The sequence below is a fragment of the Archangium sp. genome (assembly GCF_036277355.1).
GTDB lineage: Bacteria > Myxococcota > Myxococcia > Myxococcales > Myxococcaceae > Archangium.
Genome location: NZ_DASUNC010000096.1, coordinates 1 through 22,344, shown reverse-complemented (window position 1 = coordinate 22,344; position 22,344 = coordinate 1). Strand labels below are relative to the sequence as shown.

General features: G+C 68.9%; 22 protein-coding genes and 1 pseudogene. 13 read left to right on the top strand and 10 right to left on the bottom strand.

Annotated features, from left to right (window positions below; genetic code table 11):
* The first annotated feature begins 167 nt into the window (after nt 1-167).
* Nucleotides 168-1,469 (top strand): universal stress protein, encoded by a 1,302-nt coding sequence (locus VFZ09_RS24840; RefSeq protein WP_329730129.1) that lies wholly within the window; start codon nt 168-170, stop codon nt 1,467-1,469.
* Nucleotides 1,470-1,473: 4 nt separating this feature from the next.
* On the opposite strand, the gene VFZ09_RS24835 is transcribed toward VFZ09_RS24840, so the two are convergent.
* Complete coding sequence (locus VFZ09_RS24835; protein ID WP_329730128.1) at nt 1,474-2,145, bottom strand: metallophosphoesterase; 672 nt, start codon at nt 2,143-2,145, stop codon at nt 1,474-1,476.
* A gap of 13 nt (nt 2,146-2,158) precedes the next feature.
* The gene (locus VFZ09_RS24830) at nt 2,159-3,151 is read right to left on the bottom strand and encodes a lysophospholipid acyltransferase family protein (RefSeq protein WP_329730127.1); all 993 of its coding nucleotides are present in this window, start codon (nt 3,149-3,151) and stop codon (nt 2,159-2,161) included.
* A gap of 95 nt (nt 3,152-3,246) precedes the next feature.
* Between VFZ09_RS24830 and VFZ09_RS24825 the strand changes: the two genes are divergently transcribed.
* Together VFZ09_RS24825 and VFZ09_RS24820 are read left to right on the top strand one after the other, a co-directional pair.
* Nucleotides 3,247-5,991 (top strand): M1 family metallopeptidase, encoded by a 2,745-nt coding sequence (locus tag VFZ09_RS24825; protein WP_329730126.1) that lies wholly within the window; start codon nt 3,247-3,249, stop codon nt 5,989-5,991.
* Nucleotides 5,992-6,153: 162 nt separating this feature from the next.
* The gene (locus tag VFZ09_RS24820; RefSeq protein WP_329730125.1) at nt 6,154-6,381 is read left to right on the top strand and encodes a hypothetical protein; all 228 of its coding nucleotides are present in this window, start codon (nt 6,154-6,156) and stop codon (nt 6,379-6,381) included.
* Nucleotides 6,382-6,405: 24 nt separating this feature from the next.
* On the opposite strand, the gene VFZ09_RS24815 is transcribed toward VFZ09_RS24820, so the two are convergent.
* Nucleotides 6,406-7,155, bottom strand: coding sequence for an enoyl-CoA hydratase (locus VFZ09_RS24815; RefSeq protein WP_329730124.1), 750 nt, complete (start codon nt 7,153-7,155; stop codon nt 6,406-6,408).
* A 188-nt stretch (nt 7,156-7,343) separates the two neighbouring features.
* Here VFZ09_RS24815 and VFZ09_RS24810 point away from each other — a divergent pair, with 188 nt between their 5' ends.
* Nucleotides 7,344-8,039: a DUF1361 domain-containing protein gene (locus tag VFZ09_RS24810; protein ID WP_329730123.1), complete on the top strand. Its 696-nt coding sequence runs from the start codon at nt 7,344-7,346 to the stop codon at nt 8,037-8,039.
* 84 nt (nt 8,040-8,123) lie between these two features.
* Nucleotides 8,124-8,348 (top strand): DUF1778 domain-containing protein, encoded by a 225-nt coding sequence (locus tag VFZ09_RS51720; RefSeq protein WP_414640741.1) that lies wholly within the window; start codon nt 8,124-8,126, stop codon nt 8,346-8,348.
* Between the two features lie 20 nt (nt 8,349-8,368).
* Here VFZ09_RS51720 and VFZ09_RS24805 read toward each other — a convergent pair whose 3' ends face one another.
* From VFZ09_RS24805 to VFZ09_RS24795, 3 genes are read right to left on the bottom strand one after another with little or no spacing between them, the layout of a single operon-like run.
* Entirely contained in the window at nt 8,369-9,295 is a 927-nt protein-coding gene (locus tag VFZ09_RS24805; protein ID WP_329730122.1) for a hypothetical protein, read from the bottom strand.
* Nucleotides 9,292-10,410, bottom strand: coding sequence for an AAA family ATPase (locus VFZ09_RS24800; RefSeq protein WP_329730121.1), 1,119 nt, complete (start codon nt 10,408-10,410; stop codon nt 9,292-9,294). The genes VFZ09_RS24805 and VFZ09_RS24800 overlap by 4 nt, the downstream gene beginning before the upstream one ends.
* On the bottom strand, nt 10,407-12,140 hold the full coding sequence (locus tag VFZ09_RS24795; protein ID WP_329730120.1) for a DUF262 domain-containing protein: 1,734 nt from the start codon (nt 12,138-12,140) through the stop codon (nt 10,407-10,409). The genes VFZ09_RS24800 and VFZ09_RS24795 overlap by 4 nt, the downstream gene beginning before the upstream one ends.
* Nucleotides 12,141-12,311: 171 nt before the next feature.
* Here VFZ09_RS24795 and VFZ09_RS24790 point away from each other — a divergent pair, with 171 nt between their 5' ends.
* The gene (locus VFZ09_RS24790; RefSeq protein ID WP_329730119.1) at nt 12,312-13,220 is read left to right on the top strand and encodes an ATP-binding protein; all 909 of its coding nucleotides are present in this window, start codon (nt 12,312-12,314) and stop codon (nt 13,218-13,220) included.
* A complete protein-coding gene (locus tag VFZ09_RS24785) occupies nt 13,199-13,414 on the top strand; it encodes a hypothetical protein (protein ID WP_329730118.1) in 216 nt (71 codons plus the stop codon). Before VFZ09_RS24790 ends, VFZ09_RS24785 begins: the two co-directional genes overlap by 22 nt.
* A gap of 23 nt (nt 13,415-13,437) precedes the next feature.
* On the opposite strand, the gene VFZ09_RS24780 is transcribed toward VFZ09_RS24785, so the two are convergent.
* Nucleotides 13,438-14,358 (bottom strand): ribose-phosphate pyrophosphokinase, encoded by a 921-nt coding sequence (locus VFZ09_RS24780; protein ID WP_329730117.1) that lies wholly within the window; start codon nt 14,356-14,358, stop codon nt 13,438-13,440.
* A gap of 194 nt (nt 14,359-14,552) precedes the next feature.
* On the opposite strand from VFZ09_RS24780, the gene VFZ09_RS24775 reads away from it, so the two are divergent.
* The 3 genes from VFZ09_RS24775 to orn are packed head-to-tail and all read left to right on the top strand — an operon-like array spanning nt 14,553 to nt 16,552.
* The gene (locus tag VFZ09_RS24775; RefSeq protein ID WP_329730116.1) at nt 14,553-15,236 is read left to right on the top strand and encodes a phosphoribosyltransferase; all 684 of its coding nucleotides are present in this window, start codon (nt 14,553-14,555) and stop codon (nt 15,234-15,236) included.
* A 19-nt stretch (nt 15,237-15,255) separates the two neighbouring features.
* A complete protein-coding gene (locus VFZ09_RS24770) occupies nt 15,256-15,930 on the top strand; it encodes a dienelactone hydrolase family protein (RefSeq protein WP_329730115.1) in 675 nt (224 codons plus the stop codon).
* Nucleotides 15,931-15,982: 52 nt separating this feature from the next.
* Nucleotides 15,983-16,552, top strand: a complete 570-nt coding sequence (gene orn, locus VFZ09_RS24765; RefSeq protein ID WP_329730114.1) for an oligoribonuclease — start codon at nt 15,983-15,985, stop codon at nt 16,550-16,552.
* Between the two features lie 52 nt (nt 16,553-16,604).
* Here the strand turns inward: orn and VFZ09_RS24760 are convergent, their stop codons facing one another.
* The 3 genes from VFZ09_RS24760 to VFZ09_RS24750 all read right to left on the bottom strand — a co-directional run bounded on the left by VFZ09_RS24760 (nt 16,605) and on the right by VFZ09_RS24750 (nt 20,163).
* The gene (locus tag VFZ09_RS24760; protein ID WP_329730113.1) at nt 16,605-16,961 is read right to left on the bottom strand and encodes a response regulator; all 357 of its coding nucleotides are present in this window, start codon (nt 16,959-16,961) and stop codon (nt 16,605-16,607) included.
* Nucleotides 16,958-18,487, bottom strand: coding sequence for an RAD55 family ATPase (locus VFZ09_RS24755; RefSeq protein ID WP_414640740.1), 1,530 nt, complete (start codon nt 18,485-18,487; stop codon nt 16,958-16,960). Before VFZ09_RS24755 ends, VFZ09_RS24760 begins: the two co-directional genes overlap by 4 nt.
* A gap of 92 nt (nt 18,488-18,579) precedes the next feature.
* Nucleotides 18,580-20,163 (bottom strand): class I adenylate-forming enzyme family protein, encoded by a 1,584-nt coding sequence (locus tag VFZ09_RS24750; RefSeq protein ID WP_329730111.1) that lies wholly within the window; start codon nt 20,161-20,163, stop codon nt 18,580-18,582.
* Nucleotides 20,164-20,237: 74 nt separating this feature from the next.
* Here VFZ09_RS24750 and VFZ09_RS24745 point away from each other — a divergent pair, with 74 nt between their 5' ends.
* From VFZ09_RS24745 to VFZ09_RS24735, 3 genes and pseudogenes are all read left to right on the top strand, one after another.
* On the top strand, nt 20,238-20,465 hold the full coding sequence (locus tag VFZ09_RS24745; protein WP_329730110.1) for a DUF3185 family protein: 228 nt from the start codon (nt 20,238-20,240) through the stop codon (nt 20,463-20,465).
* Nucleotides 20,466-20,654: 189 nt separating this feature from the next.
* Nucleotides 20,655-21,149, top strand: a complete 495-nt coding sequence (locus VFZ09_RS24740; protein WP_414640739.1) for a CinA family protein — start codon at nt 20,655-20,657, stop codon at nt 21,147-21,149.
* A gap of 304 nt (nt 21,150-21,453) precedes the next feature.
* A pseudogene (locus tag VFZ09_RS24735) lies at nt 21,454-22,344 on the top strand (DUF2380 domain-containing protein); the annotation flags it as partial.

The following is a 22,344-nucleotide window of genomic DNA, read 5'->3' as shown; positions in this document are numbered from 1 at the left end:
GCGGGCACGCAGGCTTTGCGGTGGGGTCCACCGGGTGCGCAGCATTTACAGGGGCCAGGGGGAGCGAATTGTCCCGCTCCCGGGAGGCGCGGGTGGCTAGAGTGCCCGGCACGGGACGTGAATCGACTCATTGAGACCCGGGCCCTCGGGCCTGTGCGGGAGCAGCCATGACCATCCTTTGTGCCACCCATTTCTCGGACGCCGCGCAGCGAGCGGCCACGGCCGCGGCGGAGCTCGCGCGGAAGATGGACGAGCCCCTCTTCCTGGTGCACGTGCTGCCGGGCGACCTGGCGAGGGCCTTCGGGCAGACGCTGCGGGACACGGCGACGTCGGCGCTGCTGGACGAGGTGAAGCGGTTGGAGAAGCTGGGGGCGCGGGTGAGCCACCAGTTGCTGACGGGCGAGCCGGCCGAGGAGCTGGCGCGCTTCGCCCAGGAGAAGGGAGCGGGGCTGGTGGTGACGGCGGGGCCGACGAGCGCCTCGCCCTTCCTGGGGGTGGGGGGCACGGTGGACCGGCTGGCCACGGCGCTGCCGGTGCCGCTGCTGGTGGTGCGCGAGGCGGAGCCCTTCGAGGCATGGGTGAAGGGGTCGCGCCCGCTGAAGGTGATGTTGGGGGTGGACCGCTCGCTGCCCTTCGAGGCGGCGCGGGACTGGCTGCAGGGGCTGCGGAAGTACGGCCCGGTGGAGGTGGTGGCCGGGCGCATCTACTGGCCGCACGAGGAGTACCAGCGGATGGGGCTGGCGCAGCCGCAGTCCTTTCAGGACGTGACGCCCGAGTTGAAGCGCGCGCTGGAGCAGGAGGTGCGCTCGTTGGTGTCGCCGCTGGAGGCGATGGGGCAGGCACCGGCGCGGCTGCGGCTGGAGCCGGGGGTGGGGCGTATCGCGGACCACCTGGTGGCGTTGGCGGCGGAGGAGCAGGTGGACCTGCTGGTGGTGGGCACGCACCAGCGGCGCGCGCTGGGCAAGCTGTGGAGCGTGTCGCACCACGCGCTGCGGCTGGCGAAGATGTCGGTGACGAGCGTGCCGGTGGAGGTGTCGGCGAGGGGCTCGGCGGTGCCCATTCCGGCGCTGGGCTCGGTGCTGGTGGCCACGGACTTCTCGGACGCGGCGAACCGGGCCATTCCGTATGCCTTCTCGCTGTTGCCCAACGGGGGCACGGTGCACGTGGTGACGGTGGCGGACAACCCGCAGCAGGCGATCGAGCAGGAGCGGGATTTGAGGCAGCGGCTGCATCAGTTGCTGCCGCGGGACGCGGATTCGCAGGGGCGCAAGGTGCAGGTGGAGGTGCTGTCGGGCCAGGACGTGGCGACGGCGCTGCTCAAGGCCGCCGAGCGCCTGTCCGCGGATGTCATCTGTGTGGGCACCCACGGCCGTGGGGGGCTGAAGAAGACGCTGATGGGCTCGGTGGCCAAGGAAGTCATGTCGCGCGCCGGCCGGCCCGTGCTGGTGGTCCGTCCGCCCGAGGGCTGATGGTTCACGCAGGCCCGTCGAGGTCCATGTACGTCCGCTTCGCCTTCACCGAGTAGAAGCGGGCCTCGGGCAGCACGTAGGCGGTGAGCTCGTGGCCGTACACGCAGCCCGAGTCCAGGCCAATGGCATACGGGTGGCGCTGCACGCCTCGCAGCGCGTCGTGGCCGAAGATGACGAGCTCGGGCCCCTTCCACAGGCTCGCCCAGGGAACTCCGGCGTCCATCTTCTTCGAGGGCTCTCCCTCCGGCGTGATGCTGCGCAGGTTGAGCATCAGCTCCGGCTTCTGCGCCTCCAGCGGCACGCCGGGCACCAGGCCCCCGTGCACCACGCGCACGTTCAGCTCGGGGAAGTGGCGGTGCACGGGCAGCGACTCGAGGTACGCCCAGTCCGCGTCCTCCAGCGTGTCCAGCACCTGCCTGTGCTCACGCTTGAGCTTCTTGCCCTCGGGCATCTTCCCCGCGCGCCAGCGCAGCACGTGCTCGTCGTGGTTGCCCCGTACCGCGAGAAACCCACGCTCCCTCGCCCGGCGCACCACGCCCGCCGAGTCCGGGCCCTTCGCCACCAGGTCCCCCACCAGCACCACCCGGTCTCCCCGCCGGTGGCCGCACGCGTGCAGCAGCGCGTCGAGCTCCTCCGCGCAGCCGTGCACGTCTCCGATGAAGAGGGTCCGCGCCATCGTCCTCGTGGAGTCAACCCGGGAGGGCGGCCGGGGCTTCCGGCGACGGCGGCTGCACCTTCCAGCGCCGGTGCAGCCACAGCCACTGGTCCGGGTAGCGCCGCACGTACTTCTCCAGCACCGCCGTCACCGCCGCCGTGTGCGCCGTGGTGGCGTCCTGCTCGCCCAGGCCCTCGGGGACCGGAATCGGCCCCTCCACTTCCAGCCGCAGCTTCTGCCCGCTCTCGTCGCGAATCCCCATCACCACGAACACGGGCGCGCCCGTGCGCCGGGCCACCACCGCCATGGCCGGCGTGGTGGACGCGGGCCGGCCGAAGAAGGGCACGAACACCGCCGCCTTCGCCGGCAGCGACTGGTCCAGCAGCATCAGCACCGTCTCGCCCAGCTTCACCGCCTCCGACGCCTCGGCGATGGCGCCCTTGGGGTAGATGAGCCCCGCGCCCGCGGCGATGCGGTTGTCCACGATGCGCATGTTGAGCGCGCCCTTCAGGGGCCGCACCAGGGCGTTGAGCGGAATCCCGCGCCGCAGCAACATCTTCCCCGCGCGCTCCCAGTTGCCGAAGTGCGCCGTCACCAGCAGCGCGCCCTGGCCCCTGGCGATGTTGGCCTTGAGCGCCTCCCAGGCCTCGCCCTTCACCTCGGGAATCTCCCAGTGGGGGTCCACGTGGTCCTTCTCGTCGATGGACTCGAGCACCACGCGGGCCATGGTGATGTAGGCCCCGAGGGCAATCCGGCGCCGCTCCGCGTCACTCATCTCCGGGTAGGCGTGCGTGAGGTTCTCCAGGGCCACGCGCAGGCGGATGCCGAGGGTGAACGCCAGCCAGCCGACGAAGCGGGCGAGCCCATCCTTCCAGGAGGCGGGCAGCGCGCACACCGCGTCCATCACCCGGTTGGCGAGCCACCCCACCACGGGAGACGGGCGCTCGCCGAGCACCTGGACGAGCCGTGCGGGCGGGAGCGGGAGGGGGAGGCGGGGGGAGTCGGGGGACGGAGCGGGGGCGGACACGGCGGCGCACTCCACCTGGAAGTGGGGTGGCAGGCAAGGGGGCTCCCACTGCCCGTCGCTACCCCGCCTGCCCGTCCTGGGCTAGACCGTGCGCCATGCCCAGACTCTCCCGACGCGCTTCGTTCGCCCTCCTGGCCGCCCTGACGGCCTGTGGTGCCCGTCAGCCCGTTCCCACGCCGGAGGCCAGCCCTCCCGCCTCGTCGAGCCCCGCGGCGCAGGTGGTGGCCACGAACCGGCCCGAGCCGGTCTCGCCCGCCCTGCGCCTGCCCACCCAGGTGCGCCCCACCGGCTACACGGTGGAGCTCACCGTGGACCCCGCGGCCCCCGTCTTCCAGGGCGTGGTGGACATGGACCTGGAGGTGAAGGAGGCCACGGACGCCCTCTGGCTCCACGGCCGCTACCTCACCGTGCGCGAGGCCACGCTCACCGTGGACGGCGTCTCCGAGGTCCTCACGCGGGTGAAGGGCAAGGAGGACTTCCTCGGCTTCGTCCCGGCGCGCCCGCTGAAGCCCGGCGCCGCGCACCTGCGCATCGCCTACGAGGGCCAGCTCTCCGAGCGCGAGACGACGGGCGCCTTCCGCGCGAAGGACGATGGCGCGTGGTACGCCTACACCCAGTTCGAGCCCGTGGGGGCGCGGCGCGTCTTCCCGTGCTTCGACGAGCCGGGCTTCAAGGTGCCCTGGCAGCTCACCTTCCACGTGCCCGCGGGCAACGTGGCCGTCACCAACACGCCGCTGGTGAACGAGGAGCCGCGCGCCTCGGGGGGCACCACCTTCCGCTTCGCGCGGACGCAGCCGCTGCCCAGCTACCTCATCGCCTTTGGCGTGGGCCCGTTCGACTTCCTCGAGGCGGCGCCCTCGGGGCAGAAGGGGGTGCGCACCCGCATCGTCACGCCCAGGGGCCGCAGCGTGGAGGGCACCTATGCCGCGAAGGTGACGCCGGAGATTCTCGCCCGGCTGGAGGACTACTTCGGCATGCCCTTCCCGTACGAGAAGCTGGACGTGCTGGCGGTGCCGCTGTTCGGCGGGGCCATGGAGCACCCGGGCCTGGTGACGTTCAACTCGGGGTCCGTGCTCGCCAGACCGGGCGAGGACTCGGTGGGCCGGCAGCGCGGCTTCTACAACACGCAGATGCACGAGCTGGCGCACCAGTGGTTCGGCGACCTGGTGACGATGGCGTGGTGGGATGACCTGTGGCTCAACGAGTCCTTCGCCACCTGGGCGACGCCGCGCATGGTCGAGTCCGCCCAGCCCACGTGGGACGCCCCCGTCGAGCGGGTGCGGGGCCGCTCCTACGCGTTGGGCACGGACAGCCTGGTGACGGCGCGCCGCATCCGCCAGCCCATCCAGCGGCCGGATGACATCCTCGGCGCCTTCGACGGCATCACCTACGGCAAGGGCGCGGCGGTGCTGACCATGGTGGAGGGGTGGCTGGGCCGGGACGTCTTCCAGCGCGGGGTGCAGCGCCACATGCGGGCCCATGCCCACGGCAACGCCACCGCGAAGGACTTCCTCGACGCGCTCTCGGCCGAGGCGGGCCAGGACGTGTCCGGTGTGCTCGGCTCCTTCCTGGACCAGGGCGGCGCGCCGCTCGTCACCACGCGGCTGGACTGCTCGGGCAAGGTGCCGGTGGTGCGGCTGTCGCAGAGCCGCTTCCTGCCGCTGGGCTCCGCGGGGGACGCGAAGCAGGAGTGGAAGGTGCCCCTGTGCGTGCGCTACGGCTCGGGCAAGGGGTCCGGCCGCGCCTGCACGGTGCTCCAGGGCGAGTCCGCCGAGCTGCCCCTGCCCGAGGCGAAGACGTGCCCCACCTGGGTGATGCCCAACGCGGACGGCGCGGGCTACTACCGCTCCGCCCTGGACACGCAGATGCTGGGCCGGCTGCTCTCCACCGAGAGCCGCCACCTCTCGCGCGCCGAGCGCGTGGCCCTCCTGGGTGACGTGCAGGCGCTGGTGAACGCCGGGGCGATGCCGGCCGCGGACGCGCTCGGCCTGCTGCCGGGGCTGGCCGGGGAGCGGGACCGCCAGGTGTTCCAGGCGTCGCTGGAGCTGCTGGGCATGCTCCGGCCCTCGCTGCTGTCCGACGCGCGCCAGGCGGACCGGGAGCGCTTCCTGCGCGACACGTATGGGGCGCGGGCCCGGGCGCTCGGCTTCACCCCGCGCGCCAACGAGGACGAGGACACGCGGCTCCTGCGGCCCCTGCTGCTCGAGATTGCCGGCGAGCAGGGCGGGGACCCGAAGCTGGTGGCCGAGGCGAAGCAGCTGACGCAGCAGTGGCTGACGGACGGCAAGGCGGTGTCTCCGGAGCTGCTGCGCACGGCGCTGGGCATCGCCTCGGCGCACGGGGACGCGGCGCTGCATGGCAGGCTGATGACGGCCATGCGCTCGGAGAAGGATCGCCGCAAGCGCGAGCACCTGGTGAGCGCGCTCTCGGGCTTCCGCGAGCCGGCGCTGGTGGAGGAGAACCTGAAGCTGCTGCTGGACAGCTCGGTGGACATGCGCGAGGTGGCGCGGCTGCTCTTCGCCGCGGGCCAGGACCTGCGCTCGCGGGACGTGGCCTACGCCTTCGTGAAGGAGAACTACGACGCGCTCGCCGCGCGGCTGCCGGAGGAGCGGCTGGGGGCGCTGGTGTGGACGGTGGCCGCCTACTGCGACCCGGTGCACCGCCAGGAGGCCGCCGCCTTCTTCACCGAGCGCATGGAGCGCGCCCCGGGTGGAACCCGCTCGCTGGCTCAGGCGTTGGAGCGCATGGACCTGTGCATCGCCTTCAAGGCGGCGCAGGGCTCCAGCGTCGAGTCCTTCCTCGCCTCGCCGAAGAAGGTGCCGACGCGCCCCGGCCGCTGAGTCCTGTCGTCCCCAGGACACTCAGGGCTTTCCGGGCTTTGGCTGGAAAACAGATTCTCCCGCCAGAGCCCGGCTGCCTTGACGCTCCCAGAGGGGGTGCCTAGCCTCTTCACCCGGAGTGGCGGTTCCCGGAGTGGAGGTCTCCCCCCCTTGGAGGCGACGATGGCGCACGCGACGGACGACGGCCTGTCTCCCCTGGTGGTTCCCCAGTCGTCGCCCTCGGAGGAGACGACGTCCGGGGAGGGTCCGCAGCGACCCAGCCTGCCGAGGACTCCACCGCGGGTGTGGCCGCCGGTGTCGCCGGCGGACATGGGGCGGGTGGTGCGGAGGCTGAAGCTGACGGCCGAGCGGCTGCGGGGCGAGGCGCCGCTGCTGGAGGGGGCGGCGTAGGCCCCTGCGGAGCGACTGCGTCCGCTACTTCTTCTTGGACAGGAAGGCGTTGAAGGCCTCGCGGGCCTCGGCGGAGCCGAGCCGTTGGATGAAGAGTGCGCCCTCGCGCGAGAGGGCGTCGTCCACGGTGGCGCGCAGGGGCTCGCGCAGCAGGCGTTTGGTGAGGCGCAGGGACTCGAGGGGCTTGGCGGCGAGCGCGGCGGCGCGCTTCTGGACCACCTCGGCGAGGCTGGCCTCGGGCACCACCTGGTTGATGATGCCGGCGCGCAGGGCGGTGGGCGCGTCGAAGGGGTCGCCGAACATGAGCAGCTCGGAGGCGAGCGCCATGCCGGCCACGCGGGGCAGCAGCACGCTGGAGGCGCCCTCGGGGCTGAGGCCGAGGTTGACGAAGGGCATGCTGAAGACGGCGCGCTCGGAGGCGGCGACGTAGTCACAGTGCAGCAGCAGGGTGGTGCCGATGCCCACGGCCACGCCATCCACGCCGGCCACCACGGGGCGCGAGAGGTGGGCCAGGGCGGCCAGGAAGCGGAAGACGGGGCTGCTCTCGCCGGTGGGCGGGTGCTCGAGGAAGTCCTTCAAGTCATTGCCCGCGGTGAAGGTGCCGCCCGAGCCGGTGAGGACCACCACGCGCACGGCGTCATTGGCGTCGGCCTCGACGAGGGCGCGGGCGGCCGCGTCGTACATCTCGCCGGTGAAGGCGTTCTTCTTCTGGGGCCGGTTGAAGGTGAGGGAGAGGACTCCGGCTTCGAGGTGGGTGAGCAGCGTGTCGGACATGGGAGGGGAGATTAACCGGAGGCCGGGGGAATGGCCCGGGGCTTGCTCTGTCCCCCGGGTGGATGCCTTCCCGCCCCGCCCACGTGTCGCGCTGTCTCCGAGTGGCCACGGTTGCCGTGCCTTCGTGTCAGCGGGGGACGCGGAGGGGCGGAACTGACCGTGGCCTCGGGGCCACACCCCGGTGAATCATGATGACCTCACGTGCCCGAGTGCTGTCCCTCCTGCGTCACCACGGATTGCCGCCGGTGCTGTGGAGCAGCGCGGTGGCGGTGGTGATGCTCTGCCTGCGGCTGGAGTGGAGTGGGAGGAGGAGCTTCATCTTCCTGGTGTGGAACCTGTTCCTGGCGTGGGTGCCGTACGGGATCGCGCTGCTGGCGAGGCTGCTGCAGGCGCGGGGTGAGGCGAGGGCGTGGAACCTGTTGCCCCTGGGAGGGGCGTGGCTGCTGGCGTTTCCGAACGCGCCGTACCTGCTGACGGACTTCATCCACCTGAAGCCGAGGCCTGGGGTGCCGCTGTGGTTCGACGCGGCGATGCTGGCGAGCTTCGCGGCGACGGGGTGGCTGTTGGGGTTGTTGTCGCTGGAGGTGTGGAAGCGGCTGTTGGAGGAGCGGTGGGGGCGGGTGGCGGCGTGGGGAGGGGTGCTGGCGGTGTCGGTGTTGTGCGGCTACGGCATCTACCTGGGGCGCTTCGAGCGGTGGAACAGCTGGAACGTGCTGAACCGGCCCGGCTCGTTGCTGGAGGCGGTGCTGGGGCACGTGAGCGAGCCGCTGGAGTACCGGTGGCTGGTGGGGACGACGGGGGTGTTCGCGGGGCTGGTGCTGCTCTCGTATCTCGTGTTCGAGACACTGGTGCAGCGGCGCCGGACGGAGCGGGCCGGTGCTTGAACTTGTTCAACAGTTGGACGAGTTTCAGGAGAGCGCACCCGAGAGGGTCCTATCGAGACCACTTTCGGCTCTTGGGAGAAGAGCATGATTCAGCCCGGAGCGACTGATTCAGAAGAGTACGTGGAATGGCTCGCTCAGCGTGAACGCATCGTTCTGTCGGATGCGGACTTCGAGCACGTGCAGAAGATTTTGGAGAAACCGCCTGGACCGACTCCAAATTTGAAAGAAGCCGTCGCGAGGCGAAACAGGCGGAGGCGCAGGAGTGAGGCCAATCAGCGAGTTGTGGAAGTGCGCTCGGGGCGGGATTGAGTTGCTTCTCACTGACTACTTCAGTGCTTGTGCGGTCCCACGTCGCCGATGATTGCCTTGCACGTTGATTCCTGAGGGTCGAAATAGAGCCGGTGTCCATCCGGCAGCTTCGTTTTCCACCGAAAAAGACGCGTGACGCCGTCTGGACACAGGAATGTCCGCTCGCCTGGATACTCCCTCAGTTGCGTCGGGCTGTCCGGCGTGACTTTGAACGGGACTTTGTCCGGGTCGAATACCTTGCCATCCCACGCCGAAAAGAAGTCTTGCAAGTCGCGCAGCCGCGCTTTGACCTGCTTGAAGAGATCCGTTCCTGAGCCGAACGCTTCGAGTGCATTCTCCACGTGTGCGCAGAACTCAAGCGCTGGGTAGAGTTCAGCACGTCTCTTCCACAGGTCTCTCGCGTCGGTTGGTTCATTCAGCGGTGGTTTCAGCCACTCGCGGTGCGCTGCGACGTGGGCTTCCACTGCTGCGTGCCGGATCTCCACTTCAGTTGGGGTGACATCGTCTTCGCTCAGCTCTGTCAGTGTGGCCTTCAGGAGTGCACGCTGCCATTTCTCGTGGCTGGGCATGCTGATCGCCAGTCCTCCGAGTTGCACTGCCGCTGCGAGTCCGTATGCGGAGGTCCCCTCGAACGTGCATTCTCCGCCCAGCAGTCGACTCCGTTCCTCTGGAGCCGTGTCTGGTCGCACCAAGGGTGATTTGGTCTGTATGCTGCGCCATGCACTCCGGAGTTCACGCGGGACGTCATCATCGTTGCGCCAATCGCGCACCGAATATCCTTCGCTGATCTCTAGCAGTCCAAGTTCCCGTTCGGCACGGAAGTTCTTCCCGCCAGCGCGCCACGAGGCCTGTATCGTGTCGACGAGCGCCTTCATCATCTCCCGTGCAGCATGGCGATTGGCGACGGGCGTAGCGGACAGCTCGTTGAAGAAGAGTTCCCTGCTCATCGAGTAGCCTCATTGATACTGAGCAGTTCCTCCAGGCTCCGATCCCATTGGTCGAAGAAGTCGCGAGGCCAGTCGGATAGCCGTCCATCTGCGTCTATCTGCGGCGACACCATTCCTCGTGCGCCTTCTCCGGCACGACGATGGAAGAAGTGGGTTCGTACCAACTCTGGCTGGATGAGCTTTTTCGCTATCGCGAGTCGTACTCCATTCAGCACGTGGTCGCTGTGGGTCTCCACTACAACCTGCACACCCTCTTTCGCCGCACGCACGAGGAACTCACCCAGTGCTTCCTGTCCGCGCGGGTGCAGATGCGCTTCGGGGTTCTCGATGATGACGAGTGACCCCGGTCTGGCTCCGAGCACCGCCACGAGGATTGGCAGTGCATAAGTGAGACCAAAGCCGACATTCGTTGACCGATAGCTGCGGCTGGCGACGTCGCCACCGGAGAAGGCATAGCGGAGTTCGGCCAGATTGAGGTTTGCAAACTCCTGGATCCGGAGCTGGGTGCCGGGACTGACCACGCTCAGCCATGCCTCCACCTGGTTGAGGAGCGACGAGGAGGCAGCGTCCTCGCGAATGAGCGCGGGAAGCTGGACTTTCTCCGTGCCGAAGATGGCTAGATAGTGGGCTGCGTACTCGCCGCTTCGCCCGAGCTGCCGCTGCTCGCGGACCGCATGGGTGGAGGTTGGAAAGGCGACTCGAGGACCGATTCGCTCCGCGGTGAGGTACTGGAACCCATCCCGAAATGGGCTCTGTTGGTACGCCTGTTCTGGGATTGGGTCGGATTTCATGGTGAGCACGTCGAGTTCCGGGCTCACATTGAAAAACCACTTCGCCTTGCTGTCATCCCACTGCAGGCCGATGCCGATTTCGTCCTTGGCGGCGCCCTCGTAGAGGGCATCTCGCCCCGTTCCCATCTCTACAAGTTCGCCGTTGAGCGCCAGAGCACCTTTTGGCAGGAGCTCGCGGAGCCACGATTGCCGGAGCAGCAGTAACGACTGGATGACTGTAGATTTCCCTGTCCCGTTGATTCCAGTCAACAAGGTCAGCGCTCCCAGTGGAACGTTCTGCTGCGCGAAGCACTTCAGGTTCGTCAGGGTAATTCCGGTGATCATTTCAGTACACCTCGCAGCAACTCGGCAACACGCTCGAACCGGATGCGCACGCGCTTGGCGTCGCCCGTGGCCTGTGTCACCGATAGGGCGAACTCCGAATCCTCCGAGAGGAGCTTCATCGAAGCCTGGTTCACTTGCTCGCGTCTTTCGGTCAAGCGAGCGAGTTCGTCGTCGGAGTGGAGGGAGAGGTTCACCGACCAGGTTTCGAAAAGCGCCTTGTTGATCGGGTTCATCCGGTCGTTTGCCTGCGTCCGTTTCCTGAAGGCGTAACGACCAAGGATTTCGTGCGCAGCCTTCATTGCTCGCAGGAAGGAACGTGAGAGCTCCTCAAGGCTGGCGGACTCCATCTTGTTCATCTGCCGCATGGCATCGTTCAGGAAGCCATCGAGATCCTGGCTGCGGTAGTGCTCAATGCTCGTCAGGCGGAAGGCGAAGAAACGGAGTATGCACTCGCGGTCTGCCATCCGTTGTGCGCGCAGGCTGCCTCCGGTGGCTTGGATGAACACCTCCTCGCGGGCGAGTTCAGCGAGGAGCTTTGAGGCAGGCCCTTGGTTCAAGGCATGCCGAATTTCCTGCGGGGTGAGCGGGAGCCCGCCGGTGTTGATGCGCTTGAAGAGGTAGTAGCGCACGTCTTCCGGCGTTCCAGGCTGGATGAGGGACACCGTGACCTGGGTCTCCTCGATGCGCCGCTGCATTGGGCGGGGGAGCTGCTGGAACTTCATGCCTTCAAACTGGCGGAGGAACTCGAGCTGGGAAAGCTCTAGCGTGCCATCCAAGATGAACCGCTTGAAAACCGTCAACCGTTGCAGGCCGTCAACGACGAGCCACCGCTCTTCATTGGTGGCATCCATGTAGAATGCTGGAATCGGAATGCGCACGAGTAGCGACTCGATAAGGCGGCTCTGCTCTCGTTCCTTCCACAGACCTCCCTCTCGCTGAAAGTCGGGCATGAGGTCGATTTCCTGCTCCTTCAAACGCTTGAGCAGTAGATCGACGGTCATCACCTTCGTTTCGATGCGGATCTTCGCTGGGTCGAAGGGCTCGATGAGGTCGAGTGTGCTGGTGTCGTCATCGTCGAGAGGTTGTGGAGCGGATTCGAGAAGGCCCGAGTGCGGGGCTGCTGGCTTGTCCTTTTCCGGGATGTCATTGCGCAATAACACCGTGGGGAGCGGCAGATTTGGTACATCGCTTAGATGTTTGCGCTCTAACTCTTGGATACGAGAAGCGAGCAACCTTGCGGTGTCGAGTTTGACAAGGTCTTCGATGTCGTTGGGTACGTGGCATCTGAAAGCCCTAGATGGGGCATCTGAATTAATTCCGTTGCTCAGACGAGCACAGCTAAGGAGTGACAAGACCGCTTGGTAATCAGCGTTTGTGAGAGTTGCGTCACTTTCCCGCATCTTTGCCCACGTAAACCAACGTACGTCTGGGTCCTCTTCAAACTCGTGTCGCAGACGCTTGAGCACGGATTCAACAAGCCGCATCGAGCGGACCGCAGAGCTGGACTCAAGCATGCCGCGGAGCGTGGGCGAGTACAGGTCATTGTGCTGCGAATTAACCTGCTCCACATAAATCGGAACAAGCGCCGCCATCGCTGCATTGAACGGTTCACGTTCCATGCGGTGTGCTTTGCGGAGCCGCTTCCCAGAGATCTGTTCGCCGGTCTCAAGAAAGTGGTGCGTCACCGTGTCCAGTAACTGTCGGGTGTTCCCCTCAAAAGGTGGCGCCACTGTGTCCCTCGTCTTTGCGTCGTCGTGTTCAAGACTCTGCTATCGTTGTAGGGCTCGGAAAACAAGGTCAAGCCCACGGGATGAACGCTCGTAGGCAATGGGCCTGTGGAGCCAGCGAGTTGCTCTGGCGTGCATGGCCCAACATGTTCTTGCTCCTGCTACCGTGCCTGCATGCCTCGCTGTTTCAACACCGATGGCCCGTGCCATGCGGCCACCCATTACCTGCTGCCGCCACTGCGGCGTTTGCCCGAGGTGCACCGGCTCATCGAGCAGCAGTGCTTCTGGGTCCTCCATTCCCCGAGGTTGGTGGGCAAAACGACGGTGCTGCGGGCGTTGGCGGCAGAGCTTACTGCCTCTAACTGCTACGCCGCGCTTTACGTCTCCTTCAATGAGGGTGCGGTGGCCGGGGACGATTTCGCCGAGGTCCAGCGGGCCATCCTCTCGCGCATACACCACGGAGCCAGACTCCATCTGCCTGCGGAATTGTGTCCGCCGCCCTTTCCCAAGGCACCCGAGAGCACGCTCCTGGACTCGGCTCTTTCCAGCTGGGCGCGTACCTGCCCCCGGCCTCTGGTGCTCTTCTTCGACGAAATCGATGCCCTGAGCGGCCTGAGCCTCTTGAGCGTGCTGCGCCAGTTGCGCGCTGGCTTTCCTGACCGCCCCGTGGCCTTCCCCTCCTCTGTTGTCTTGTGCGGCCTTCATGAGATGCGTGACTACAAGGTGACCTCCGGGGCTCAAGACCGTATGAGCGCCGCCAGCTTCTTCAACATCACGGCGGAGTCGCTCACCCTGCGCAACTTCACGCGCGACGAGGTCGCCGAGTTGTACCAGCAACACACAGATGACACCGGGCAGATGTTCCTCCCAGAGGCCATCGACCGGGCGTTCTATTGGACGCAAGGCCAGCCCTGGCTGGTCAACGCCCTGTGGTGGAGCAGTTGGTACCCGACCGGAGTCAAGCGCTCACAGCCACTGATGTGGACGCTGCCAAGAACATTCTCCTCCAGTGCCAGGGCACCCACCTTCATCACCTCGCTCAGCACCTGCGAAAGCCGCGTGTGCGTTGCATCCTTGATCTGATTCTCGCGGGTCTCGCCCTGGGTAATGTGCCCGAGGATGATCTGCGCTTCGTCCAGGACCTGGGGCTGGTGCGCATGGCGCGAGCGGGGGGCCAGGAGTTCTCCAACCCGCTCTACCGGGAGATGTGCTGCGCGCCTGAGCACCCTCCGGCGGCGAGCGGCGCCAACTGGTCCGACCATCGGACCAGTTGCTGACTCGCGCGCCCGGGAGGTCTCTCTCAGCGCGGGCGCACGTGGGCCGTGACGCGGCAGATGGCGTCGGCGAGCAGCGGGGCGAGGCTCACCACCTCGTGCTGGAAGGGCAGCCCCTTGGGCGGCACCAGGCTGTCGGTGGAGAGGAGGCGGCGGATGGGCACCTTGCTCAGCCGCTCCACCGCGGGGCCCACCAGCAGCGCGTGTGTGGCCACCACGGTGATGTCGTCGGCGCTGCCCGCCTCGAGCACCGCTTCCGCCGTCGCCGCGATGGTGCCCGCGGTGGAGATGAGGTCATCCACGATGATGGGCCGCAGTCCGCGCACCTCGCCCACCAGTCCCCGGACGTTCACCTCGGAGCCACTCGTCCGGCTCTTGTGCACGATGGCCATGGGCAGTCCGAGCTGCCGCGCATACCGCTCGGCCAGCTTCACCGCGCCCAGGTCCGGGGACACCACCACCGCGCCCGGGCCCGCGTAGGGCCGCACGGCCTCGGCCAGCAGCGTGCCCGCGTTGAGGTGCTCCAGCGGCACGGTGAAGCACCCCTCCAGCGAGGCCGTGTGCAGGTTCACCGCCATCAGCCGGTCGAAGTGCCCGCGCACCAGCAGGTCCGCCACCAGCTTGCCGCCGAGCGCCTCGCCGGGGTTGGTGCGCCGGTCCTGCCGCGCGTAGCCGAAGTAGGGCAGTACCGCCATGATGCGCGCCGCGCCCGCGCGCCAGCACGCGTCCGCCATCAGCAGCAGCTCCAGCAGGTTCTCCCCCACCGGCGGCGCGGTGGGCTGGATGATGCACACGTTGCGCCCGCGCACGTCCTCGCCGAGCTCCACATGCTGCTCGCCATCCGGGAAGCGCTCGAGCTTGCAGCCGCCGAGGGGGCTGCCGAGTGCCCAGGCGAGGGCCTCGCCCAGGGGGCGGTTCGCGGTGCCGCTGAAGACGGTCAGGTCCATGGTCCCCTCCGCATCCCGCGGGGCCGGACTGGCCGGGGCGGGTGGGGCGCATCATCCCTCATTCCGGGCCTCCCGGGTCGCGGGATTCGCGCACCCGTGCCGAGAGGGCGTCCCGGCCCTCGGAGGCGTGCCGGGAGCCAATGGCGCGCGCCGTGCTTCTCCTAGAGGGGAGACCCTCGCCCCCGGGAGGAGCCATGCGCTTTCGAGACAGGACGGACGCGGGCCGGCAGCTGGCGGCCCTGTTGACGGGATACGCGGCCGAGTCGCCCCTGGTGCTCGGCCTGCCGCGCGGCGGGATTCCGGTGGCGAACGAGGTGGCCCGGGCGCTCGGGGCGCCGCTGGACGTATGGGTGGTGCGCAAGGTGGGGGCGCCGGGGCAGCCGGAGCTGGGCCTGGGGGCGGTGGCCGAGGGCGGGGCGCTCTTCCTGGACCGGGAGATGATGCGCTCGCTGGGCTTCTCCGAGACGGAGGTGATGCAGACGGCCGAGCGGGAGGCGCGGGAGGTGGCGGCCCGTATTGCCCGGTTCCGGGGCGTGCGGCCGGCGCCCGTGCTCGAGGGCCGCACGGTCATCCTGGTGGACGATGGCGTGGCCACGGGCGGCACGGTGCGAGCGGCCCTCCGGGCGCTGAGGACGCGGCGTCCGCGCAGAATCATCCTCGCGGTACCGGTGGGAGCGGTGGAGTCGCTGGACGCGCTGAGCGCGGAGGCGGACGAGGTGGTGTGCGTGCACCCGGCCGAGTTCATGAGCTCGGTGGGCGAGTTCTACGACGACTTCCGGCAGACGACGGACGAGGAGGTGCAGGCGGTGCTGGCGCGGATGCGGAGGGAGCAGGGGCCCGAGTCGGCGATGAACGCCGGGGATGCGTGGTGGGTGTGAGCTTCAGAGGAGGAGCGACATGGCGGTGGAACGGGAAGTCGAGGTGGTGGCGGGAGGAGCGCGGCTCGGGGGGACGCTCGCGGTGCCGGATGGGGCGCGGGGGCTGGTCATCTTCGCGCACGGCAGTGGGAGCAGCCGGCACAGCCCGCGCAACCGGTACGTGGCGTACACGCTGAGGACGGCGGGGTTGGGGACGCTGCTGTTCGACCTGCTGACGGAGGACGAGGAAGCGGAGGACGAGGTGACGGGGGAATTGCGCTTCGACATCGACTTCCTGGCGAGGCGGTTGGGGCAGGTGACGGACTGGGTGTTCGCGAATCCGGAGTTGAGCCGGCTGAGGGTGGGCTACTTCGGCTCGAGCACGGGGGCGGCGGCGGCGCTGGTGGCGGCGGCGGAGAAGCCGGAGGCGATCGGCGCGGTGGTGTCGCGGGGAGGGAGGGCGGACCTGGCGGGGGGCGCGCTGCAGCGGGTGAGGGCGCCGACGCTGCTCATCGTGGGAGGGGCGGATGACATCGTGCTGGACCTGAACGAGCGGGCGCTGGAGCAGATGATTGCGCCGAAGGCGCTGGAGGTGATTCCGGGGGCGACGCACCTGTTCGAGGAGCGAGGAGCGCTGGAGCGGGTGGCGGAGCTGGCGGCGGGCTGGTTCACGCGCTTCCTGGGCGGGACGCTGGAGGTCGAGGCGAGACCCTGAAGGTGCGGGTATCCGTCCCCGTTCTGGAAACCCGGGGTAGACTGCGCGTCCCATGCCCGCACCGACCTCGCCCCCGTGTTTCGTCTGGCTCGATCTGGAGATGACCGGACTGGACCCCGATGAATCGGTCATCATCGAGATCGGGGTCATCATCACGGGGCCGGACCTGGTGCCGAAGGCGGAGATGGAGCGGGTCATCTGGCAGCCGGACGAGGCGCTGGGCCGGATGGAGCCGGTGGTGAAGGAGATGCACACGCGCAACGGGCTGCTCAAGAAGGTGCGCGAGTCCTCGACGTCGCTGCGCGTGGCCGAGCGGGAAATCACCGAGCTGGTGATGAAGCACTGTGGGATGAACGAGGGCATCCTGTGTGGCAACTCCATCCACACGGACCGGCGCTTCCTGGCGAAGTACATGCCGATGCTGGACCGCTACCTGCACTACCGGCAGGTGGACGTGACGAGCATCAAGGTGCTGGGCAACGCGTGGTTCCCGGACATGGTGCCGCTCAAGAAGACGTCGTCGGGGCACACGGCGCTGGCGGACCTGCGCGCGAGCATCGCCGAGCTGACGCACTACCGCACGCACCTGTTCCGCGCGGCCACGGGCGGGAGCGGGACCTGAGGGTGCCCGGGGTGTAGACCCCCACCCCGCCCGGGGGGAGAGGGAGTGCGCCTCAGTGCGCCTTGTTCAGCTCGGCGGCCACGGTGTCCAGCAGGTCATCGAGCTCGAAGGGCTTGGCGAGGAAGCGGCTGCCCTGCAGCTCCGACTTGGAGACGCGCCCGGCGCTCATCACCACCACGGGGGTGGTGCGCAGCTCCGGGTCCTCCTTGAGCCGGCGCAGCATCTCCTGCCCGTCCATCACCGGCATCATCAAATCCAGCAGGATGAGGTCCGGGCGGTCCTTGCGCACGTGGTCGAGTCCCTCGGCCCCGTTGGCGGCGGTGGACACCTCGTACCCCTCCACGGAGAGAATGTCCGTGAGGGCCTCCAGGATGGCCACCTCGTCATCCACGATGAGGAGCTTGCTCATGCGCGGCTCCGCTTCCGGGAGGGCTGGCGCCGGACCGCCTTCTTGAGACGGGAGCGCTTCGTCTTCACATTCAGCGGCCGGGCCAGTCCGGTGAGGATGGCCTCGGCGCTCTCGAAGGTCTCGGCCACGTCGATGCCCCGAGTCGAGATGGAGAATTCACGCAGCGAGGGCTGATAGTCGCTCTCGCGCATCTTGAGGATGGACAGCATCCGGTACAGCTGGGCGCGGAACTCCACATACCGGAGGAAGACGATGTTGTCGACGATGGCTTCCACGCCCTCCAGCCTTGCTTCCAGCCGGGGGCCGAAGAGCACCTGGGTCTGCTGGGTCATCACCGAGGTGACGCCCCGGGAGCGCAGCACGTTGAGCAGCGCGGTGAGGAAGCCCGGGGCCCGGCTGGGCTCCAGCGGCTCCTGCATCAGGGGCTCCAGGCCGTCGAGCACCAGCCGCTGGATGCCGTGGCGCTCCACCAGGTCCAGCAGCTCGTGCGCCAGCGCGTCCGGGAGCGTCTCCACCGCCGCCCGTGTCTCCACCACCAGCCGGCCCGAGTCCACCCAGGGCCGCAGCCGCAGGCCCACGCCGTCGGCCTTCGCCAGCAGCCGGGGGGGCGTCTCCATGAAGCCGAAGTAGAGGCCGGGCTCGCCCTGGCGCGCGCCGCTCTCCAGGAAGTGCAGCCCCAGCAGCGTCTTGCCGCTGCCCGGCGAGCCGAGCAACAGCGTGGACGAGTGGGGCCGCACCCCGCCCTGCATCATCTCGTCCAGGTGAGGCAGACCGAAGCCCTGCCGCCGCTCCAACTCCAGCTCCTCCTGGGGTGGCTCGCGGTGCAGGCTCTCCAGGCGCGGGTAGACGCTCAGCCCCTGCTCGGTGATGTCGAAGGTGTGCCGGCCGAGCAGCTGGGACTCGCCGCGCAGCTTCGTCACCTCCACGGTGCGCACCGCCCGCAGTCCCCGCTGCTGCAGCTCGAGCACCACCACCCCATCCACCATGGCGAACTGCGGGTCCGCCGCGTTCTCCTGCCGGTTGGTGAGCACCAGCGTGGTGCAGCCGGCCAGCGCGTTGTGCACGCCCAGCCCGTGGAGGAACTCGCGGAAGGCCAGCACCGAGCCGGCGCTCTCCTGCGCCGCCAGCAGCCCGTCCACCACCAGCACCGTGGCCTCGTGCTCGCGCACCGCGCGGTACAGCAGCTTCGCCAGTCCCTCCAGGCCCTCGGCCTTGAGCGTGGCGTAGCCGCTCACGTAGTGCAGCGCCTGGCCGATGACGTCCCGCCGGAAGAAGTGCATGCGGCGCAGGTGCGTCGTCATCCGCCCGTGGGACTCGGACAGCATGGTGACGAACACCGCCCGCCCGCCGTTGGCCACGTGCGAGAAGCAGAGCTGGTTGCCCAGGATGGTCTTCCCCGTGCCGGGCGCGCCGGTGACCATATAGGTGCCCCCGTGGAGCCACCCACCCCTGAGCAAGGCGTCCAGACCGGGGGACCCGGTGGACACCCGCCGCGTGGACTCCTCGGGCTGCTCGGCTTCGCTCACGCTCCCCATCTCCTCTCGCCCAGTGGACACTACTGACCCCGCTTACGTCCCGAGGAGAATTCCGCTGCGAGTGTCTGCCTGTGTCCGAACGCTCACGGCTCTGTTGGCTTCTGAACGCTCGAGGGCGCGGCGTGTGTCTGGAGGCGCTCGCGCAGCAGGTGCTTCTGCACCTTGCCGAGCGCGTTGCGGGGCAGGGCGTCCACGAAGTCGACGCGGCGGGGCTTCTTGAAGCTGGCGAGCCGGTCCTTGCAGTAGTCGGCCAGCGCCTGGGCCGTGGGCGCGGGCGAGCGCGGGACGACGACGGCCACCACCTGCTCGCCGAAGTCCGGGTCCGGCAGGCCGAGCACCGCCACCTCGGCGACGCCCGGGTGCGTGGCGAGCACCTCCTCCACCTCGCGCGGGTACACGTTGAAGCCGCCGCTGATGATGAGCTCGCGCGCGCGGCCCGTAATCTGGAAGTAGCCGTCCCTGTCCCGCAGGCCGAGGTCGCCGGTACGGAACCAGCCCTCGGCGTCGAAGGACTCGGCGGTGGCGTCCGGGCGCTGCCAGTAGCCGGCGAAGACGTGGGGGCCGCGCACCTCGATTTCGCCCGTCTCGCCGTCCGGGAGCGGCTGGCGGGTACGCACGTCCACCACGCGCGCCTCCTGGCCGGGGTAGGGCATGCCCACGGTGCCGGGGCGGCGCTCGCCCTCGTAGGGGTTGGTGGTGTTCATGAGGGTCTCCGTCATGCCGTAGCGCTCGAGGATGCGCTGGCCGAACGTCTCCTCCACGTCGTGGAAGAGCTGGGGGCTGAGCGGCGCGGAGCCGGAGACGAGCAGCCGGAGGGGACGGGGACGCAGCCCGGTGCGGCGGGCCTCCTCGACGAGCCGGCCGTACATGGTGGGCACGCCGAAGAACATCGTGAGGGAGCTGTCCTCCTGGAGGGCGGAGAGGACCTCGGGGGCGGCGAAGCGGCGGCGCAGGTCCACGCTGCCACCGGAGTAGAGCGTGCCGTGCAGGCCCACCATGAGGCCGTGGGTGTGGAAGAGCGGGAGGGTGAGCAGGAGCCTGTCGTGCTCCGTCCAGCGCCAGGCCTCGGCGACGGCGCGCACGTTGGCGAGCAGGTTGCGGTGCAGCAGCATGGCGCCCTTGGAGCGGCCGGTGGTGCCGGAGGTGTAGCCGAGCACGGCGAGCTGCTCGCCCCGGGGCAGGGGCAGCGAGGCGTGGGCATCTCCCTCGGCGAGCAGCGCGTCGAAGTCCACCGTGGGCCAGGGCCCGGGCGCGCCCGGCGGCCCGTCGGGTTGCTGCTCGGTGACGAGCCACTCCAGCGCGGGCAGCTGCGCCTTGAGTGGGGCGAGCTCGGCGGCCCCGGCGGCCCCGGTGACACAGGCGCGCGCGCCGGAGTCGGAGAGGATGTGGCCCAGCTCCACCTGCCGGTACTGCGTGTTGACGAGGACGACGACGCCCCCGGCGGCTTGGGTGCCCAGGTAGGCGATGACGAAGGCGGGGCTGTTCTCCAGGAAGAGGGCCACGCGCTCGCCGGACTTCAGCCCCCGGCGCTGGAGGGCGCTGGCGAAGGCGGTGACCTGGCCGGCGAGCGGGCCGGCGGTGAAGCGCCGCTGCTCGAAGTCCAGGACGGGCCGCTCGGGAGCCTGACGGGCGCGGGAGAGGAAGAGCTCGAGGAGGGAGGTCGCCATGGGCGCGGAAGCTACCCCCGGGGAGCCCGTTCCGCACTAACCTGCGTGACTCAACACTTTCGAGGGGAAACGCCGTGGGGATCGCCCGAATCGTGGGATTCATGCTCGTCGTCGCCGGTACCGTCTTCCTGGTGACCGCCTACCGTGCCACCGGCTCGCTGTCGGAGCGCGCCGTGGAGACGTTCACCGGCCGCTACAGCGAGCGCACCCAGCGGGACCTGGTCCTGGGCGCCGCGGGCGTGGTGGGTGGCGTGCTGCTCATCGCCTTCGGCGGTGGGGGCGGCGGGCGCCGGCGCCGCTAGCGCACCTCCGTCACATCTCCCGGCCCGCCCCCCCATCCCGCTCGGATCCCTTGAATTCAATTCCCTTTCAAGAAGCGGGAAACCCGGGGGCTCGTACAGACCCGGGAGGACAGGTATGTGGGCGTGGGCTACAAGGAGGAGACGCTGGTGACGGTCCTGTGCGCCACGACGGAAGCGAGCTGCTGAGCCATGGAGGAGTCCTCGTTGGAGGAGCGGGCGCGGCGGGTGTTGGAGGCCTGCCGGCGCGCGGGTGAGCGGCTGGTGCTGGCCGAGGCGAGTACGGGAGGACTCGTGTGCGCGAGCCTCACGGACATCGCCGGGGCATCGGCCGTGGTGGAGCGCGGCTTCGTGCCCTACTCGAACGAGGCGAAGACGGAGCTGCTCGGCGTGCCGGTGGAGCTGATGGTGGCTCACGGAGCGGTCAGCGAGCAGGTGGCCCTGGCGCTTGCACAGGGGGCGCTGGTCCGCTCGCATGCCACGCTGGCGCTCGCGGAGACGGGGATCGCCGGTCCCTCGGGAGGCACGGAGGCGAAGCCCGTGGGGCTCGTCCACCTCGCGGTGGCCCGGCGGGATGGGACGCACGTGGGTGAGCGCCACGTCTTCACGGGGGACCGGAAGGAGATCCGCCGGGCGGCGGCGGCGCGAGGGTTGGAGCTGTTGCTCTCCTTGCTGGAGAGAAGCTGACTCCCCGGCATGGGGGGAGATCCCACCTCCCGGGAGACGAATGTTAGGCTCGAGGAGAGTGGCCGTGTATCGGATCGACGTCGACCAACAGCACGCCATCATCGAGCTCGTCCTGGACGGGCGCATCCGCCCGGGTGGCGCGCGAGAGCGGGACGGACAAGATCCTCCGCCGCTTCACGGACGACCAGTCGGCGCGGCGCTGGCTCATCCACGGGGACGAGGAAGCGCTCTCCGCGTAGGCTCGCTCCTCTAAACCGCGTTGAACTTCACGCCTCCTTCGGCTTCCATGGGCTGGAGGTGGATCATGCGCGCTGACTCGTCAGGGGCGAGGGGGACGGGACTGCTGCTCGTCCTGGCCCTGCTGTCCAACGCCTGTGTGTCGCTGACGTCACCGCCAGTGCGGGGGCGGAGCCTGCACTACACCCCGCACGGCGCCACCGGGACCGCAGTGGCCGGAGGGGCGCCACCCTCTCCTGCTTCCGAGACACCTGAGCGGCTGCACCGTCGCCGGGGCCCCCGGGAAGCCGTGACGGCGGTGGGCCCTGGCAACTCCGACGCGACTGGGTGGCGGAGCGCCCTCGCTGCCCACCTGGCCTTTCGCAAGGGCGTGGGCGAGGTATCCGGCTCCACCCGCCGCCTCTCCGGCGAGCTCTCCAGACTCGAGGCCAGCTACTCGGGCATTGCCCGCGTGGGCAACGGCATCTTCGTCCGCTACGTCGACCATGGCGAAGCTCAGCTGCGGTGGATTGACGCCGAGCTCGCCGCCGCCACGAAGCTCGCCGCCGAGGCGTCGCAGGTGGAGGACCCGGACATGCAGCTCGCCCTGCTGCGCATGGCGGGCCCACGGCTGGAGGCCGCGATGATGGGCTCCCTGCTGCTGGCCGTATGGGTCGACTTCCTCACCCTCACCGATGCGGCACTCTCCCGGCGCCTCAACAGCGTGGAGGTGCTCTTCATGAGGATGGATGGCTGGCAGAAGATGCTGGAGCCCGCCATGACGGCGCTCTCCTCGTTGGAGCCGGAGCAGGTGGAGGCAGCGGCGCGGGACATGCCTGCCCTGGTGGGCCACCTCACGCGCGAGCTCGCCGAGCTCCTCGAGACCATGAACAAGGGGGTGAAGGTCCTCGAGGCGGCGCTGCTGTTGAAGGAGTCCATGGAGGCGCTCACCCTCGTGTCGGCGCTGAAGTTCACCCTG

Coding starts and splice junctions, on each gene's coding strand:
- VFZ09_RS24825 (WP_329730126.1), top strand. CDS start 3,247: ATGCCCAGACTCTCCCGACGCGCTTCGTTCGCCCTCCTGGCCGCCCTG.
- VFZ09_RS24800 (WP_329730121.1), bottom strand. CDS start 10,410: ATGATCACCGGAATTACCCTGACGAACCTGAAGTGCTTCGCGCAGCAG.
- VFZ09_RS24840 (WP_329730129.1), top strand. CDS start 168: ATGACCATCCTTTGTGCCACCCATTTCTCGGACGCCGCGCAGCGAGCG.
- VFZ09_RS24815 (WP_329730124.1), bottom strand. CDS start 7,155: ATGTCCGACACGCTGCTCACCCACCTCGAAGCCGGAGTCCTCTCCCTC.
- VFZ09_RS24790 (WP_329730119.1), top strand. CDS start 12,312: ATGCCTCGCTGTTTCAACACCGATGGCCCGTGCCATGCGGCCACCCAT.
- VFZ09_RS24750 (WP_329730111.1), bottom strand. CDS start 20,163: ATGGCGACCTCCCTCCTCGAGCTCTTCCTCTCCCGCGCCCGTCAGGCT.
- orn (WP_329730114.1), top strand. CDS start 15,983: ATGCCCGCACCGACCTCGCCCCCGTGTTTCGTCTGGCTCGATCTGGAG.
- VFZ09_RS24760 (WP_329730113.1), bottom strand. CDS start 16,961: ATGAGCAAGCTCCTCATCGTGGATGACGAGGTGGCCATCCTGGAGGCC.
- VFZ09_RS24770 (WP_329730115.1), top strand. CDS start 15,256: ATGGCGGTGGAACGGGAAGTCGAGGTGGTGGCGGGAGGAGCGCGGCTC.
- VFZ09_RS24805 (WP_329730122.1), bottom strand. CDS start 9,295: ATGAGCAGGGAACTCTTCTTCAACGAGCTGTCCGCTACGCCCGTCGCC.
- VFZ09_RS24780 (WP_329730117.1), bottom strand. CDS start 14,358: ATGGACCTGACCGTCTTCAGCGGCACCGCGAACCGCCCCCTGGGCGAG.
- VFZ09_RS24740 (WP_414640739.1), top strand. CDS start 20,655: ATGGAGGAGTCCTCGTTGGAGGAGCGGGCGCGGCGGGTGTTGGAGGCC.
- VFZ09_RS24810 (WP_329730123.1), top strand. CDS start 7,344: ATGATGACCTCACGTGCCCGAGTGCTGTCCCTCCTGCGTCACCACGGA.
- VFZ09_RS51720 (WP_414640741.1), top strand. CDS start 8,124: ATGATTCAGCCCGGAGCGACTGATTCAGAAGAGTACGTGGAATGGCTC.
- VFZ09_RS24820 (WP_329730125.1), top strand. CDS start 6,154: ATGGCGCACGCGACGGACGACGGCCTGTCTCCCCTGGTGGTTCCCCAG.
- VFZ09_RS24835 (WP_329730128.1), bottom strand. CDS start 2,145: ATGGCGCGGACCCTCTTCATCGGAGACGTGCACGGCTGCGCGGAGGAG.
- VFZ09_RS24775 (WP_329730116.1), top strand. CDS start 14,553: ATGCGCTTTCGAGACAGGACGGACGCGGGCCGGCAGCTGGCGGCCCTG.